The following is a 13,750-nucleotide window of genomic DNA, read 5'->3' as shown; positions in this document are numbered from 1 at the left end:
TCACGCACCGAGCGCTGACGGCTCCACCCCGACGCTGGTCAGCGCCTGCGTCCTGGACAGCGAGGAGCCGCGGGCGTAGGCCACCGCGCACCGCGTCGCGCCCAGCCGGGACGTGCACTCGTCGAGCAGGCGGGCGCGGTCGGGATCACCCGCGATCGGGATGCCGCGCAGCGCGTGCCCCGTCCCGAGCAGCGTCGCGGCCCGTTCGGCATCACCGTCGAGCAGCGCGACGCCCGCGGTCGCCTCCGCCACGAGCGCGACGACGTGCAGGTTGGACGTTCTCATCGCGGACGCAACAGCACCTCGGAGCTGTTCCTCGGCCGCCGTCCGGTTCCCTGCCGTCAGTGCCAGCGCGCTGAGCCCGAGATGGATCCGCGCACGGATCTCCTCCGAGCTGAACAGACCCGACGGGCAGCCGGCCAGCGCGTCCCGGTAGAGCTCAGCGGCTTCGGCGGTGCGCCCTTCCTGGCGTGCGACGTCGGCGAGCCCGGCCACGGCCAGCGAGGCCATGTCCGGTGCCGCGGTGTGGCGTGCGATGTCGAGCGAGTGCCTGAACTCCGCGGCTGCCGCGCCCAGATCGCCGGATCGCCGGAACGTATCGGCCCTCCGGCTGCGCAGCTCCGCCGTCTCCTCGGTCGCGCCGGTCTGCGCCATCAACGTCATCGCCTCGTCGGTGAGTGCGAGCGACTCGTCCCACTCACCAAGCCAGCTCCGCAGCGCAGCGAGCTCCGAGAGTGCCAGCGCGAGCGCCCACCGGTCGCCGATCGAGCGGAACGCGGTGACCGCCTCCGTGATCTCGACGCGGGCCTTGTCCATCTCGGCGCGGTACATCGCGAGGATGCCGTGCCCGAGCCGGCTGAGCGCGCCGCTCCACGGATGGGAGGCCGCGACCGCGTCGCGCATCAGGAGCTGCTGCGCCAGGTCGTCGCTGCGCGGCAGCCCGCGCACGGCGCCCCACAACAACATCAGGAACGGCTGGCGCGGCACGTCCGACAGCCTGTTCACGATCTTGTGGGCGTGGGCGAGCGGTTCGCGCAAGGCGTCGGAGGGGACACCCCCGGTGGCGGCATGGCTCACCACGGCCAGGTACTCCTCGTGCAGCTGTGGCTGCAACTCCGCGAACCGCAGCTGCTCCACGAACCCCATTGCGAGCGCAGCGCCCTCGCTCTTGCGCCCGGCGAGCCACCAGTACTGCGCGAGCGCCGAGAACAGGCGAAGGCCCAGCTCCTCGTCGTTGCGCAGGGTCCACCGCACGGCGGCAACGAGGTTGTCGTGCTCGCTGTGCAGCATCGCGAGCCAGTCGAGCTGGTCGGCCGTCCGCAGGTGCGGGTCGGCGAGTGCCGCGATCCGCAGGAAGTGCTCGGCGTGTGCGCGCCCGGCGGCCTCGTGGCCGGGTTGCTGCAGGCAGAAGGCTCGGATCGTCTCCAGCATCCGGTAGCGGCCGTCGGCGCCGACCTCGATCAGCGACTTGTCGACCAGCCCGGCGAGCACGTCCCCGTCGCCGCACACGGCGGTGGCGGCGTCGAGCGTTGCGCCGCCGGCGAACACGGTGAACCGGGCCGCGAACCGGCGCTCCTCGTCGTCGAGCAGCTGCCAGCTCCACTCGACGACGGCGGCGAGCGTGCGGTGCCGTTCCTCGCCCGTCCGCGGGCCGCGGGAGAGCAGCGTGAACCGGTCGGCCGTGCCGGCGAGCCGGGCTGCTATCTCGTCGAGCGGGAGCGAGCTCACCCGCGCGGCGGCCAGCTCGATCGCCAGCGGCTGCCCGTCGAGCGCGCGGCAGATGTCGACGACGACCTCGGCGTTCGCCGCCGTGACGACGAACCCGGGGCGCACCGCCGCCGCTCGTTCCGCGAACAGCCGGACGGCCGGGAAGGCCAGCGGGTCGGCGGCAGGCCCCTCGGGAACGGCGAGCCGAGGCACCGGCCAGACGACCTCGCCGCGCACCCGCAGCGCCTCCCGGCTGGTCGCGAGCACGCGGATGCCGGCGCACGCCGCGAGGACCGCGTGCGCGAGCTGCGCCGCGGCGTCGACGACGTGCTCGCAGTTGTCGAGCACGAGCAGCAGCTTTCGGCCGGAGATCGCCGCGACCAGCCGGTCGATGCTCGGACGGTCCTCACTCGCGGGTCGCCGTCCCGGCAGCCCGCCCTCCCGCAGCCCGAGCGTGTCGAGCACGGCGAGCGCCAGGTCGGACGCGCCGTCGAGCGGCGCGAGCGCAACGAAGCAGACGTCATCGTCGTGCTGCTCGGCGAGCTGCGAGGCGAGACGGGTCTTGCCGGCGCCGCCAGGGCCGGTCACGGTGACGATCCGGTGCTCGGCGAGCAACCGGCCGACGGCCCCGAGCTCCTGCTCCCTCCCGATGAAGCTGGTCAGCTGCAGCGGCAACGTCCGCACAACGGCGACGGACGGGGTGCGGAGCACGTCGAGGTGCGCGTCGGCGAGCTCGGGCCCGGGATCGGTGCCGAGCTCGTCCGCGAGTGTGCGGCGGGCGGTCTCGAACTCGGCGAGCGCCTCGGTCGCCCGCCCCGCCCTGTGCAGCGCTCTGACCAGCAATGTCCGTGGCCGCTCCCGGAGCGGGTGCTGCCGGACGAGCGTCCGCAGGAGCGGGAGCGTCGCCTCGTCGTCGAGCTGCACTTCCGCCAGCCGCTCGACGGCCTCGACGCGCAGCTCTTCGAGGTCGGGCTGGTCCGACGCGGCTGCCCGCCAGAGCGCGAGCGCGGCGCGCAGGACGGTCGCCGGCGCCGGATCGCTCCTGGCCTGCGTGAGCAGCTGCTCGAAGCGGTGGGCGTCGACCTGCTCCGGGCTGATCGCCAGCCGGTAGCCGGTGGGATGCCGCTCCACGAGCTCGGCCGCGCCGAGCGCCTGGCGCAGCCGCGTGACCTGCGACTGCAGCGCGTTCGTGGCGCCGGCCGGCGGCGCGTCCGCGTAGACGGCGTCGACGAGCCGGTCGAAGCCGATCACGGCGCCCGGCTCGCGCAGCAGCGCCGCGAGCAGCGCGCGGACCTTGGGGCCGCCGATCTCGACGGGTGTGCCGTCGTCGCGGCTGACCTCCAGCGGCCCGAGCACGGCGAACAGCACACCCAGATCATCCCAAACATGTCCGTTGTCCTGAGGCGGCCGGACCGGTAGGCAGTGATCATGACTGCTCTCGGCGCGATGTACCGGCCACAGCTGCCTCCCGAGCGGCTGCGCGACGTCGCTCGCGCGGCCGACGCCGCGGGGCTGGAGGAGCTGTGGTTGTGGGAGGACTGCTTCTTCCAGAGCGGCTTCGCCAGCGCGGCGGCCGCGCTGGCCTGGACCGAGCGGCTCCGCGTCGGCATCGGTGTCGCGCCCGCGCCGATGCGCAACGTCGCGATGACGACGATGGAGATCGCGACCCTGCACCGCATGTTCGGCAGCCGGTTCATCCCCGGGATCGGGCACGGCAACCAGGAGTGGATGGCGCAGTCGGGGGTGCGCGCCGAGTCGCCGATGACGTTGCTGCGCGAGCACCTCACGACGATGCGGGCGCTGCTGCGCGGCGAGCGGGTCAGCGTCGACGGCCGGTACGTGAAGCTCGACGACGTGGCGCTCGACTGGCCGCCGTCGAGCGCGCCGCCGGTGCTCGTCGGGGCGGTCGGCCCGAGATCGCTGAGGCTCTCCGGCGAGGTCGCCGACGGGACCGTGCTCGAAGCGAGCACCCGGCCCGACACCGTGCGCAAGGCCCGGGCCCTGATCGACGAGGGCCGGGCGGCGGCGGGCCGCACCGAGCCGCACGAGATCGTCGCCTACCTGCACGCCGCCACGGGCCCCGACGCGACCGAGCGGGTCGACGCCGAGCTGCGGCTCTGGGACGAGCGGCCGATCCCGGAGTTCGCCGATGGCGTCACCGCCCAGTCGATCGCGAACGCCGTCAAGGGGCTCGTCGAGGCCGGCGCCGACACCGTCGTCCTGCAGCACACGTCGACGGAACCGGACCCGGAAGGCTTCGTCCGCTTCGTGGCCCAAGAGGTGCGCCCGCTCGTGCCGTGACCGTCGACAACGACGTTCTGGCTGTTGTTAGCGCTCACAAACAGCCATTTCGTCGTTGTCGACGGGGCGGGTGGCCAGCCACGCGGCCACCAGCATGATCGCGACCGTGAACGCGACGTTCACGCCGGCCTGGGCGGCTGCCGTTCCGGCGGCCACGTTGTAGGTCCCGTGCAGGATCGCGGCCGGGGTGACGCTGCCGCTGCGCTGGTACAGCCAGGTCAGCACGACCGACAGGCACGCCAGCCCGAACCAGAACACCGGCAGCATCGCCGGGTGCGACATCACGGCGAAGCTGGTGAGCACGGGCAGCAGCGGGAGGTGCCAGGCCGCCCAGATCAGCGAGACGATCAACGTGGCCGGCAGCGGCCGGAATCGCCCGAGCAGCTGTGCCAGCAGCCAGCCGCGCCAGCCGACCTCCTCGCCGAGCCCGTTCCACACCACGGCGTAGATCCACAGCAGGAGCACCGGCATCACCGGGAGCCCTGGCGCCACCCCGAACGCCGAGGGGGCCGGCAGCGGGACGCCCGCGATCGCCGTGCCGGCCAGCACCAGCGCCAGCAGCGCAGCCGGCGCGACGACCGCAACCACGCACCAGCGCAGCGGCGCCGAGAGCCGTCCGGCCAGCTCGCGGAGGCCGGTGCGGCCGTCCGTCACCGCGGTGACCACGACGGCGGCGAAAAGCGGCCCCGGGATGCCGGCGACGTACGCCAGGTCGAACTCGCCGAAACCGATCGGCCGGCCGGCCATCGTCAGCGGGAGCCACCACGCCCACGACCAGCCGAAGGCGAGGGCGACGAACGCCGCGAGCCGCACGTGATCAGCGCCGGCTCGGCTCGGCCGCAGCCGGGAAGAAACGGCGCCGCCACACCTCGATCAGGACGGTGCCGACGGCCGTCGGCGCGAGCCACGGCACCAGCTCGGCCACGCCGCGCACCGGCCCGTCGACGACGAGCGCCACCACGACCAGCGCCGTGACCTGCGCGATGTACGAGCCGCCCATCCCGTGCACGTAGCCGTGGGTCCAGCCCGCGAAGCGGCGCCGGGCCGACTCGACGGCCAGCACGACGAGCCCGACCGTCAGCGCGGCCACCGGGACGAGCCACCAGAGATCCGGCCGGCTGTCGATCACCAGCCCGGTCGCGGAGACGCACACGACGACCACCACGGCGAGGTAGATCGAGGTCAGCCGGCCGGTCGTGCGCTCGCCGCGCGCGAACCGCAGCCCGTCCTGGCGCATGGCGAACGGCCCGAGCGCCAGCCCGGCGGTCCCGCTGACGATGTGGACGACGAGGAGGACGGTGTGGGCCATCGTTGCACCTCCGCAGGTAACTTAGAAGTGCAAGTTAGCATGCTAATGTTAGGTGGTGCCAGGAGATTTGAGCTTCGACCTGCATGCGTTGACCGCCAAGCTCGACCGCTCGGCCGACCGCATCCTGCAAGACGGCTACGGCATCTCGTACCGCCGCTTCCGGCTGCTGCTGATCGTCGGACGGCTCGGTGCGGCCACCCAGCGGGCGGTGGCGGAAGAGCTGGGCGTCTCGGAGCCGTCGGCGAGCCGGATGACCGGCGTGCTGGTCGGGACGGGCCTGCTCGACGCCCTGCCCGACCCCGCGGGCGGCAACCGGCGCCGGCTGAGCCTCACGGTCGAGGGCAAGGAGATCGTCGAGCGCTGCCGGACGCTGCTGGAGCAGCGGTTCGCCGCGCTCGTCGAGCGCAGCGGTGTCTCCTACGCCGACTACGCTCGCGACACGCGGAAGCTGCTCGAAGCGCTGTAGGGGGTGCCGCCGTGCGGTCGGTGTACGTGATCACCGGCGTCCAGGCCGCGGGGAAGTCGACCGTGGCGCAGCGGCTGGCCGAACGGCTCGACGGCCCGGCGGCGCACGTCCACGGCGACCTGTTCCGCCGCTGGATCGTCAACGGGCGCGTGGACATGGGGCCCGCCGGGTCGGCCGAGGCCGAGCACCAGCTGCGCCTGCGCCACCGGCTCGCGGCGCAGGCCTGCAACACGTACGCCGAGGCCGGGGTCACGCCGGTCGTCCAGGACGTGTTCCTCGGCGAGTTCTTGAATTACACCCTCGCCGCCATCCGGGCCCGGCCCCTGCACCTGGTTGTGCTCGCTCCCCGTCCCGACGCCGTCGCGGCCCGGGAGTCCGGTCGGGGGAAGGTCGCGTACGACCGGTGGACCGTCGACGCGCTCGACCGGATCCTCCGCGACGAGACGCCGCGCATCGGGCTGTGGCTCGACACCTCGGAGCTGACGGTCGAGGAGACGGTCGATCGCATCCTGGCCGGCCAGGCCGAGTCCGAGATCGACGGCTAGACCCACCTGCTCCACTTGTGGTACGTTTCCTTACCGAATCTGAATCGATCCACCTCTGGAGGCGCATGTGTTCACAACGGTGAGGCGGGCGGCCGTGGTCGCGACGGTCGTGGCTGGTGCGATGGTGCCGACCGTGTCGGTCGCTGTCGCGCAGGACGACGTCGCGGCGGCCGGCGGTCGCATCGGCCCGTGGTGGTCGTCCGCGGAGTGCTACGAGGTGCGGGCCAAGTACGAGGGCCGGTACTGGGTGAGCGACTGCTACGAGAACGACAAGCGATGGTGGTTCAACTACGCGTGATCCTCGGCAGCCCGGCGACCACCTCGACGCACCGGTCCAGCTCCGCCTCCGTCGTGAAGTAGTGCGGTGAGAACCGCACGAGCGGGTGGACGCCGCGGTTCTCGGTGTCGAACTGGTTGTGCTCCGGGATCGTGGTGCTGACGTTGATCCGCTCGGCGGCGAGCGCCTTGGCGACCTCGACGGCGGGATGCCCCTCGACGGCCGCGGTGACGATCGCGCAGCGTTCGACCCCGAGGTCGTGGGTGAGCACACCGTCGAGCGCGTCCAGCCGGTCGCGCAGCATGGCGCCGAGCGCGCGGGTTCGCCGGCCGATCATGTCGAGCCCCAGTGCGAGGGCCTGCCGGACGGCGGCGCCGAGGCCGATGATGTTGACGTAGCTGTTCTCCCAGGTCTCGAAGCGGCGGGCGCCCGGGGCCCAGGTGAAGGAGCGGCCGCCGTCCCACTCGGCGGAGCGGATCTCCGCGACGAACGGGTCGAGCCGGTCGAGCGCGTCCTCGCGGGCCCACAGGAAGCCCGTGCCGCGGGGGCCGCGGAGGAACTTCCGGCCGGTCCCGGTCAGCAGGTCGCAGCCGAGCGCGCCGACGTCGATCGGGAACTGTCCGACCACCTGGGTGGCGTCGAGGAGGTAGAGCAGGCCGGCGTCGCGCGCGATGCGTCCGACCTCCGCGGCCGGGTTGACCAGGCCGCCGCTCGTCGGCACCCAGGTCAGCCCGATCAGGCGGGTCCGGCTGTCGATCATCCCGGCCAGCGCCCGCGTGTCGATCTGGCCCGACTCGTCGTCCGGCACGACGACGACCTCGGCGCCGGTGCGCTGCGCGACCTGCAGGTAGGCCAGGACGTTGCTGCCGTACTCGTTGCGTCCGGTCAGGATCCGGTCGCCCGGCCGCAGCGGCACCGAGTAGAAGGCCGCGTTCCACGCGTGCGTCGAGTTGTCGAACAGCGCGATCTCGGACGGCCGTCCGCCGACGAGCTCGGCGAGCCCGGCGTAGGTGTCGGAGATCCGTCCTTGCGCCTGCTCGGCCGCCTCGTACCCGCCGATCCGCGCTTCGAGGTCAAGCTGGTCGGTCATCGCGGTGAGGGTGTCGCTCGACATGAGCGCGGCGCCCGCGTTGTTCAGGTGCAGGCGGTGGGCACAACCAGGGGTCGCCGCCCGCAGAGCGATGACGTCCATGACGTCCAGTTCCCGCCCGGCCGCACAAATACACCCGGCGATCGCGATGACTCCGCGCCGTGGGGGCCGTCCTACTCGACGAACCCACGAGAGGAGAGCGCCATGACCGGCCTCGACCACACCTTCACCGCGCCGTTGGAGAAGAACGGATCGTTCGCCACATACGTGACCGTGCCCGGCTCCGCGGAGCTGCTCGGCACCCGGCGCGCCGTGAAGGTCGGCGGAACGATCGACGGCCATCCCTTCGCCGCCACGCTCATGCCCTCGGGCAGCGGCCCGCACTGGCTCCCGGTCAGGGCCGCGCTCTGCAAGCTGATCGGCAAGAGCTCGGCGGGCGAGCAGGTGACGTTCCGGCTGGAGCAGCGGTTCAGCTGAAGAACGCCGAAAGGGCCGCCGCACCGGAGTGCGACGGCCCTTTCGCGCGTGGAGATCAGTGCGAGATGAGGTACCGCACGGTCTTCAGCATGATCTGGATGTCGAGCCACAGCGACCAGGTGTTCGCGTAGTCGTTGTCGACCTTCGCGCGGTCCGGGATCGAGGTGTCGCCGCGAAGACCCTTCACGACCGCGAGGCCGGTGAGGCCGACCGGGACGCGGTGGCGCTGCGCGTAGCCGGGGATCGACGCCGAGAACTGGTCGACGAAGAACGGGCGCTCCGGCCGCGGGCCGACGAGGCTCATGTCGCCGATCAGCACGTTGACCAGCTGCGGCAGCTCGTCGACGCTGGTGGCGCGGATGAAGCGCCCGACCCGGCCGAGGCGGTTGTCGCGGTCGATGTTCCAGGTGACGTCGCCCTCGTCGGCAACCGGCTTGAGCGAGCGGAACTTGAAGAGCGTGAAGATCTCGCCGCCCTGGCCGACCCGGTGCTGGCGGAAGATCACGCCGGGGCCGCCCTCCATGCGCACCGCGATCGCGACGGCGAGCAGCACGGGCAGCGTGAGCAGGAGACCAACGAGCGCACCGGTGATGTCGATGCCCCTCTTGACCGCGCGGCTGAACTTGCCACCGTTGGCAGGGCCGAACTCCACGGCGCTGCCCTCGCCCGCGGCGATCGCCTCGACCTCGGCCATGGCGGGGTGCAGCTCAGGTGCAGGTGTGACGTCGGCCTGGAAGGCGACGACCATCGGCAGTGGCGACACAGCGGTCATACCCATACAGACGCTCGGGTCGCAGGGGGGTTGCACGGCTTCTTGAAATCTTTCGGAGTGATCGCGAACACACCGTTCGCGATCACTCCGTCGAGGCGTCAACGCCGGGTGCGCCGCCACAGTGCGGACGCCGTGAACCCCGAGACGACCAGGATGCCGAGACACCAAGCGACGGCTGCCCAGCCGCTGTTGCCGATCGGGTTGCCGAGCAGCAACCCGCGGATGCTCTCGTTGAGCGGTGTGAACGGCTGCGCGGTCGCGATCGGCTGCAACCAGCCCGGCAGCGTGTCGATCGGGACGAACGCGCTGGACAGGTACGGGAGGAAGAGCAGGAAGAACCCGAAGCTCGACGCGCCCTCCGGGGTCTTCGCGACCAGGCCGAACGCGGCCGACGCCCAGGACATCGCGAAGATGAGCAGCACGATCAGGCCGATCGCGGCGAGCCAGCCGAGCGGCCCCGCCGCCGCCCGGAACCCGATCGCGTAGGCCGTGGCGATCACGATCCCGACCGAGACGAGGTTGCGCGCGACGCTCGCGACCACGTGCCCGGTGAGCACGGCCGACGGGAGCACGTTCATCGTGCGGAACCGGTCGACGATGCCTTCCTTCATGTCCGTCGTGACGCTCATGGCCGTCATCGACGCGCCGTAGCCCGCGCAGAGCAGGAGCACTCCCGGCACGACGTAGGTGACGTAGTCGCCCGCGGTCCCGCTCACGGCGCCGCCGAAGACCGTCGTCATGAGCAGCAGCAACATCACCGGCAAGAAGATCCCGATGAAGAGGCTGTCGAAGTTGCGGGTGGTGTGCCGCAGGCTGCGGCCGATCATGACCGAGCTGTCGGTCAGCGCGTAGGCGCTCATGCTGCGACCTTTCCCGTGACCTGCTTCGGGCTCTTTCCCGTGAGGGTGAGGAAGACGTCGTCGAGGCTCGGGTTCCGGACGGTCACGTGCGTGGCGTCCTCGAGGCCGAGGATCGTGCGCTTGATGTCGTCGAGCGACCCGTCGGTGGGGTAGCAGGCGACCCGCCCGTCGGCGAACGTCGCCTCCACGATGTCGCTCCCCACGAGGCGCTTCAGCGCGGCCGGTGCGTCGTCGGCGACGATGCGGCCACCGTCGAGCAACGCGATCCGGTCGGCCAGGCGGTCGGCTTCCTCGAGGTACTGGGTCGTGAGGAAAACGGTCACACCCTCGCCGACGAGCTCGCGCACGAACTCCCAGACGCCCTGGCGGCTGCGCGGGTCGAGGCCGGTCGTCGGCTCGTCGAGGAACAGCACGCGGGGCATCGCCAGCATGCTGATCGCGATGTCGAGCCGGCGGGCCATGCCCCCCGAGTAGCTGCCGGACCGGCGGTCGGCGGCGTCGACGAGGTCGAAGCGCGCCAGCGCCTTCTCGACGACAGCGCCGATCTCGTGGCGGGGGACGCGGCTCAGCCGCGCCATCATCGTCAGATTCTCCCGGCCCGTGAGCAGGGCGTCGACCGCCGAGAACTGGCCGGTGACGCTGATCGCCGCGCGCACCGCGACCGGCTCGCGAGCGACGTCGTGGCCGGCGACGCTCGCCGATCCGCCGTCGGCGCGCACGAGCGTGCTGAGGATGTTGACCACCGTCGTCTTGCCGGCGCCGTTCGGGCCGAGCAGCGCGAAGACCGTGCCTTCCGCCACAGAGATGTCGACGCCGTCGAGCACCCGATGGTCCCCGAACGACTTCTGCAGATTGCTGGTTTCCACGACAGGCATCGCCGCTCCTTCGATGTGTATGACGTACGCAGCGTGTATAGCATACGCAGCAGCGTGTGTGGTACACATCCGTCGTGAGCAGCTCCCCGATCCCGCCGGAAGCCCGAGCGGCGTGGGCCGCCCAGGATCGGCAGCGCGAGGCCCGTCCCGAGCTGAGCCTCGAGCGGATCGTCGAGGCGAGCGTGCGGATCGCCGACGCCGACGGGCTGGCCGCCGTTTCCATGGCGCGGGTGGCGAAGGAGCTCGGCTTCGCGACCATGGCGCTCTACCGCCACGTCGGCTCGAAGGACGCGCTGCTCGTCCATATGCAGGACACCGCGTACGGCGAGCCGCCGGCCACATCCCCGAGCTCGCTCGGCTGGCGGGACGGGATGGTGCTCTTCATGCGCGGCCTGCTGGAGGCGCACTTGAAGCACCCGTGGGTGCTGGAGATCCCGCTCTCCACCCCGCCGTTGATGCCGCAGAGCCTCAAGTGGATGGATTGGGCGCTCGCGGTGATGACCGACCTGCCGCTCGAACCGTTCGAGAAGCTCTCGACGATGCTGCTGCTCAGCGGCTACGCACGCAACGAGGCCGCGACGGCGGCGATGATCGGCGACATGGCGTCGCCGCAGAACGAGAACGTCGACGTCGACTTCGAGGCGGGCCTGCGCACACTGACCGGCCCGGATCGGCTGCCCGCCGTGCACGCGCTCGTCATGTCCGGCCGGCTGTTCGAGATGCCGGCGGAGGCGACGAGCGACGACGGCGACGAGTTCATCCTCGACTTCGGCCTCGGCCGCATCCTCGACGGGCTGGAGGCCCTCATCGTCAAGCGGAAGCCAAACTTCCCCACCGTTTGACCAACCTGCACGCCCGCGAGGCCGTGCAGGTAGGCAAAACGGTGGGGAAGTTTGCTCGCTCGCTCAGTCGAGGTGGGCGAAGAAGGCGGCCAGCGTCTCGCCGATCTGCTCCGGCTGCTGCTCCTGCAGGAAGTGTCCGCAGTCGGGGAGCACGGTGATCTGCGTGCTCGGCAGGTCGCGTTTGACGCGGCTCATCGTGACCGCGACGTCCGGCAGGATCCGGTCCTGCGCGCCGTAGATCACCTCGACGGGCACTTGCAACTTCGGCAGCCCGGCCGCGATCTCGGCGAATCCGCGCTTGCCCAGTCCGGTCGCGGCCCTGGCCAGCGCGAGCCGGTCGGCCTTCGTCCCGAACGGCTCCTGGACGGCGGCGATCACCTCGTCGGGAAGGGTGAAGGACTCCGCGACGCCGAGCCGCATGATGTCGGCGAGCCCCTCCGGTGACGTCGCGCGGTCGCGCGAGATCGGCACGCGCATCGTGAGCACGAACTTGATCACCGCGGCCGAGAATTCCGGGTAGACGAGCGTGTTGAGCAGTGCGATCCCGGTCACGCGGGCCGGATTGGCCATCGCCCAGTGCAGCGCGACCGGCCCGCCGATGTCGTGGCCCGCGATGGCGACCTCGGCGACGTCGAGCTCGGCGAGCAGGTTGGTGATGGCGCCGTCGAAGAACTCGAAGTCGTACTTGGCGTTCGTCGGCTTCCCGGATCCGCCGAACCCGGGCAGGTCGATCGCGATCACGCGGTTGCGCTGGGCGATCGCCGGCATGACAGCGCGCCAGAGCAGTGACGACGTCGGCCAGCCGTGCACGAGCAGCACGGCGGGACCTTCGCCGAGCTCGCGGTAGGCGATGGCGGGGCCGGTGGCCGGGTGGATGGTCCGGAGTGGCGGGGCGGTGAGTGCGGAGCGGGTCACGGGTGCCTCCTGAAAAACCAACCGACTGTCGGTCTGATTTCTAACAGACCGACAGTCGGTTGGTCTAGAGTCCCGGCATGGTCGACGGACGAGTGGAGCGCGGCCGCACCACCCGCGAGGGTCTGGTGGCCGTGGCGCGCGGCCTTTTCGGTGAGCACGGGTACGACGGGACGTCGATCGGCGCGGTGCTGGAAGCCGCCGGCGTCGCGCGCGGGGCGCTCTACCACCACTTCGCGTCGAAGGAGGCCCTGTTCGACGCGGTGCTGGAGCGGGAGATCGCGCGGATCGCGCAGGAGGTCGCGAAGGCCGCGCGCGCGAAGGCCGCCGATCCGGTCGCCAGCCTGCGTGCGGGGTGCGCGGCGTGGCTCGACTCGATCCTCGAGACCGACGTCCAACGGGTGGTCCTGCTCGACCCGCCGGCCGTACTGGGCTGGACGCGCTGGCGCGAGCTGGACGAGAAGTACCTGCTCAGCGGCTTGCGGCTGAACATCGAGCGGATCGCAGCGGTTGGGCGGATCGAGCCCGCGCAGGTGGACGTGATGGCGCACATGGTGCTGGCCGCCGCGAGCGAGGCCGCGTTGCTGATCACCCGCTCCGACGACACCCGCGCGGCGGTCGCACGTGGTCAGGCCGCGCTCGACACCTTGCTCACGCGCTTGTTCGCCTGACGTCGTCGAACCGCGGCGCCCACGGCTCGCGCTCGACACCCGCGGCGTTGGCCGCGTAGCTGATGGCCTGGTACCAGCCCGTCAGCAGGCACAGGTCGAGGATCTGCGGCTCGTCGAGCTCCACCGAGAGCGCCGACCAGAGCGAGTCGTCGATCGCCGACGTCGCGAGCAGCGAGTCGACGGCCTCGATCACGATCGCATCGTGCCGGCTCCAGCACGGGTCGCCCGGTACGCCGTAGGTCAGCGAGGCGACCTGCTCTCCGGTGAGCCCGACGCGATCGGCGAAGCGCGCGATGTGGACGCCCCACTCGTACTCGCAGCTGCACCACGCCGTCGTGCGGTCGATGATCAGCTCGCGGTCGCGCATGGTCAGGGCGAGCTGTTTGCTGAGGTAGTACTCGCCCCAGGGCCGCAGCCCGGCCGTCATCGGCAGGTTCTTGGCGAACGTCCGGAAGAGCCGGATCGGCTCCTCGCCAGGTGGCATCATCGCGGCGAGGTGCGCGGCGGCCTCCGGGGCGTACGGCTCGGACAGCGGTGAGATGCGCTGCGGCACTGGGTCCTCCTGGTCGACTCGTTCGTTTCGGAAACCAGAACGACGGTATCGTTTCGGTTCCAGCAACGCCACACGGTTCGAGACGGTGATCAC

The 13,750-nt window shown here is 71.4% G+C and carries 16 protein-coding genes; 7 read left to right on the top strand and 9 right to left on the bottom strand.

Annotated features, from left to right (window positions below; translation table 11 throughout):
* Complete coding sequence (locus LL648_RS03970) at positions 1–3,075, bottom strand: BTAD domain-containing putative transcriptional regulator (protein ID WP_232661018.1); 3,075 nt, start codon at positions 3,073–3,075, stop codon at positions 1–3.
* A gap of 60 nt (positions 3,076–3,135) precedes the next feature.
* Here LL648_RS03970 and LL648_RS03965 point away from each other — a divergent pair, with 60 nt between their 5' ends.
* A complete protein-coding gene (locus LL648_RS03965; RefSeq protein WP_232661017.1) occupies positions 3,136–4,008 on the top strand; it encodes an LLM class flavin-dependent oxidoreductase in 873 nt (290 codons plus the stop codon).
* Between the two features lie 27 nt (positions 4,009–4,035).
* On the opposite strand, the gene LL648_RS44975 is transcribed toward LL648_RS03965, so the two are convergent.
* Positions 4,036–4,821, bottom strand: coding sequence for a CPBP family intramembrane glutamic endopeptidase (locus LL648_RS44975; RefSeq protein ID WP_232661016.1), 786 nt, complete (start codon positions 4,819–4,821; stop codon positions 4,036–4,038).
* 4 nt (positions 4,822–4,825) lie between these two features.
* Positions 4,826–5,317, bottom strand: coding sequence for a hypothetical protein (locus tag LL648_RS03955; protein ID WP_232661015.1), 492 nt, complete (start codon positions 5,315–5,317; stop codon positions 4,826–4,828).
* Between the two features lie 55 nt (positions 5,318–5,372).
* On the opposite strand from LL648_RS03955, the gene LL648_RS03950 reads away from it, so the two are divergent.
* The 3 genes from LL648_RS03950 (at position 5,373) to LL648_RS03940 (ending at position 6,626) form a co-directional block, all read left to right on the top strand.
* Positions 5,373–5,783 (top strand): MarR family winged helix-turn-helix transcriptional regulator, encoded by a 411-nt coding sequence (locus LL648_RS03950; RefSeq protein ID WP_232661014.1) that lies wholly within the window; start codon positions 5,373–5,375, stop codon positions 5,781–5,783.
* An 11-nt stretch (positions 5,784–5,794) separates the two neighbouring features.
* Positions 5,795–6,328, top strand: coding sequence for a phosphotransferase-like protein (locus tag LL648_RS03945; protein WP_232661013.1), 534 nt, complete (start codon positions 5,795–5,797; stop codon positions 6,326–6,328).
* 67 nt (positions 6,329–6,395) lie between these two features.
* Complete coding sequence (locus LL648_RS03940; RefSeq protein WP_232661012.1) at positions 6,396–6,626, top strand: hypothetical protein; 231 nt, start codon at positions 6,396–6,398, stop codon at positions 6,624–6,626.
* Here LL648_RS03940 and LL648_RS03935 read toward each other — a convergent pair.
* Positions 6,613–7,797 carry an aminotransferase class V-fold PLP-dependent enzyme gene (locus LL648_RS03935; RefSeq protein ID WP_232661011.1) on the bottom strand — a complete coding sequence of 395 codons (1,185 nt, stop codon included), beginning with the start codon at positions 7,795–7,797 and terminating at the stop codon, positions 6,613–6,615. The two genes, LL648_RS03940 and LL648_RS03935, sit on opposite strands and share 14 nt — an antisense overlap.
* A gap of 102 nt (positions 7,798–7,899) precedes the next feature.
* On the opposite strand from LL648_RS03935, the gene LL648_RS03930 reads away from it, so the two are divergent.
* Entirely contained in the window at positions 7,900–8,172 is a 273-nt protein-coding gene (locus LL648_RS03930; protein ID WP_232661010.1) for a DUF1905 domain-containing protein, read from the top strand.
* 55 nt (positions 8,173–8,227) lie between these two features.
* Here the strand turns inward: LL648_RS03930 and LL648_RS03925 are convergent, their stop codons facing one another.
* The 3 genes from LL648_RS03925 to LL648_RS03915 form a co-directional block, all read right to left on the bottom strand.
* Entirely contained in the window at positions 8,228–8,944 is a 717-nt protein-coding gene (locus tag LL648_RS03925) for a sugar transferase (protein WP_232661009.1), read from the bottom strand.
* Positions 8,945–9,042: 98 nt separating this feature from the next.
* Positions 9,043–9,804: an ABC transporter permease gene (locus LL648_RS03920; protein WP_232661008.1), complete on the bottom strand. Its 762-nt coding sequence runs from the start codon at positions 9,802–9,804 to the stop codon at positions 9,043–9,045.
* On the bottom strand, positions 9,801–10,679 hold the full coding sequence (locus LL648_RS03915) for an ATP-binding cassette domain-containing protein (RefSeq protein WP_232661007.1): 879 nt from the start codon (positions 10,677–10,679) through the stop codon (positions 9,801–9,803). The genes LL648_RS03920 and LL648_RS03915 overlap by 4 nt, the downstream gene beginning before the upstream one ends.
* A gap of 74 nt (positions 10,680–10,753) precedes the next feature.
* Here LL648_RS03915 and LL648_RS03910 point away from each other — a divergent pair, with 74 nt between their 5' ends.
* The gene (locus LL648_RS03910; RefSeq protein WP_232661006.1) at positions 10,754–11,521 is read left to right on the top strand and encodes a TetR/AcrR family transcriptional regulator; all 768 of its coding nucleotides are present in this window, start codon (positions 10,754–10,756) and stop codon (positions 11,519–11,521) included.
* 63 nt (positions 11,522–11,584) lie between these two features.
* Here LL648_RS03910 and LL648_RS03905 read toward each other — a convergent pair whose 3' ends face one another.
* Positions 11,585–12,436, bottom strand: coding sequence for an alpha/beta fold hydrolase (locus LL648_RS03905; protein WP_232661005.1), 852 nt, complete (start codon positions 12,434–12,436; stop codon positions 11,585–11,587).
* A 77-nt stretch (positions 12,437–12,513) separates the two neighbouring features.
* Between LL648_RS03905 and LL648_RS03900 the strand changes: the two genes are divergently transcribed.
* Complete coding sequence (locus tag LL648_RS03900) at positions 12,514–13,104, top strand: TetR/AcrR family transcriptional regulator (RefSeq protein ID WP_232661004.1); 591 nt, start codon at positions 12,514–12,516, stop codon at positions 13,102–13,104.
* Here LL648_RS03900 and LL648_RS03895 read toward each other — a convergent pair.
* On the bottom strand, positions 13,085–13,657 hold the full coding sequence (locus LL648_RS03895; RefSeq protein WP_232661003.1) for a carboxymuconolactone decarboxylase family protein: 573 nt from the start codon (positions 13,655–13,657) through the stop codon (positions 13,085–13,087). The two genes, LL648_RS03900 and LL648_RS03895, sit on opposite strands and share 20 nt — an antisense overlap.
* Between the last annotated feature and the right edge of the window lie 93 nt (positions 13,658–13,750).

Origin of the sequence: Pseudonocardia sp. TRM90224 (assembly GCF_021245725.1) — a bacterium.
Lineage (GTDB): Bacteria > Actinomycetota > Actinomycetes > Mycobacteriales > Pseudonocardiaceae > Pseudonocardia.
This window is presented reverse-complemented; position numbering and strand designations above follow the sequence as displayed.

Bases quoted from the DNA above. Each gene is read 5' to 3' on its own strand.
- LL648_RS03965 (WP_232661017.1), top strand. From the start codon at position 3,136: ATGACTGCTCTCGGCGCGATGTACCGGCCACAGCTGCCTCCCGAGCGG.
- LL648_RS03955 (WP_232661015.1), bottom strand. From the start codon at position 5,317: ATGGCCCACACCGTCCTCCTCGTCGTCCACATCGTCAGCGGGACCGCC.
- LL648_RS03935 (WP_232661011.1), bottom strand. From the start codon at position 7,797: ATGGACGTCATCGCTCTGCGGGCGGCGACCCCTGGTTGTGCCCACCGC.
- LL648_RS03930 (WP_232661010.1), top strand. From the start codon at position 7,900: ATGACCGGCCTCGACCACACCTTCACCGCGCCGTTGGAGAAGAACGGA.
- LL648_RS03925 (WP_232661009.1), bottom strand. From the start codon at position 8,944: ATGACCGCTGTGTCGCCACTGCCGATGGTCGTCGCCTTCCAGGCCGAC.
- LL648_RS03920 (WP_232661008.1), bottom strand. From the start codon at position 9,804: ATGAGCGCCTACGCGCTGACCGACAGCTCGGTCATGATCGGCCGCAGC.
- LL648_RS03915 (WP_232661007.1), bottom strand. From the start codon at position 10,679: ATGCCTGTCGTGGAAACCAGCAATCTGCAGAAGTCGTTCGGGGACCAT.
- LL648_RS03900 (WP_232661004.1), top strand. From the start codon at position 12,514: ATGGTCGACGGACGAGTGGAGCGCGGCCGCACCACCCGCGAGGGTCTG.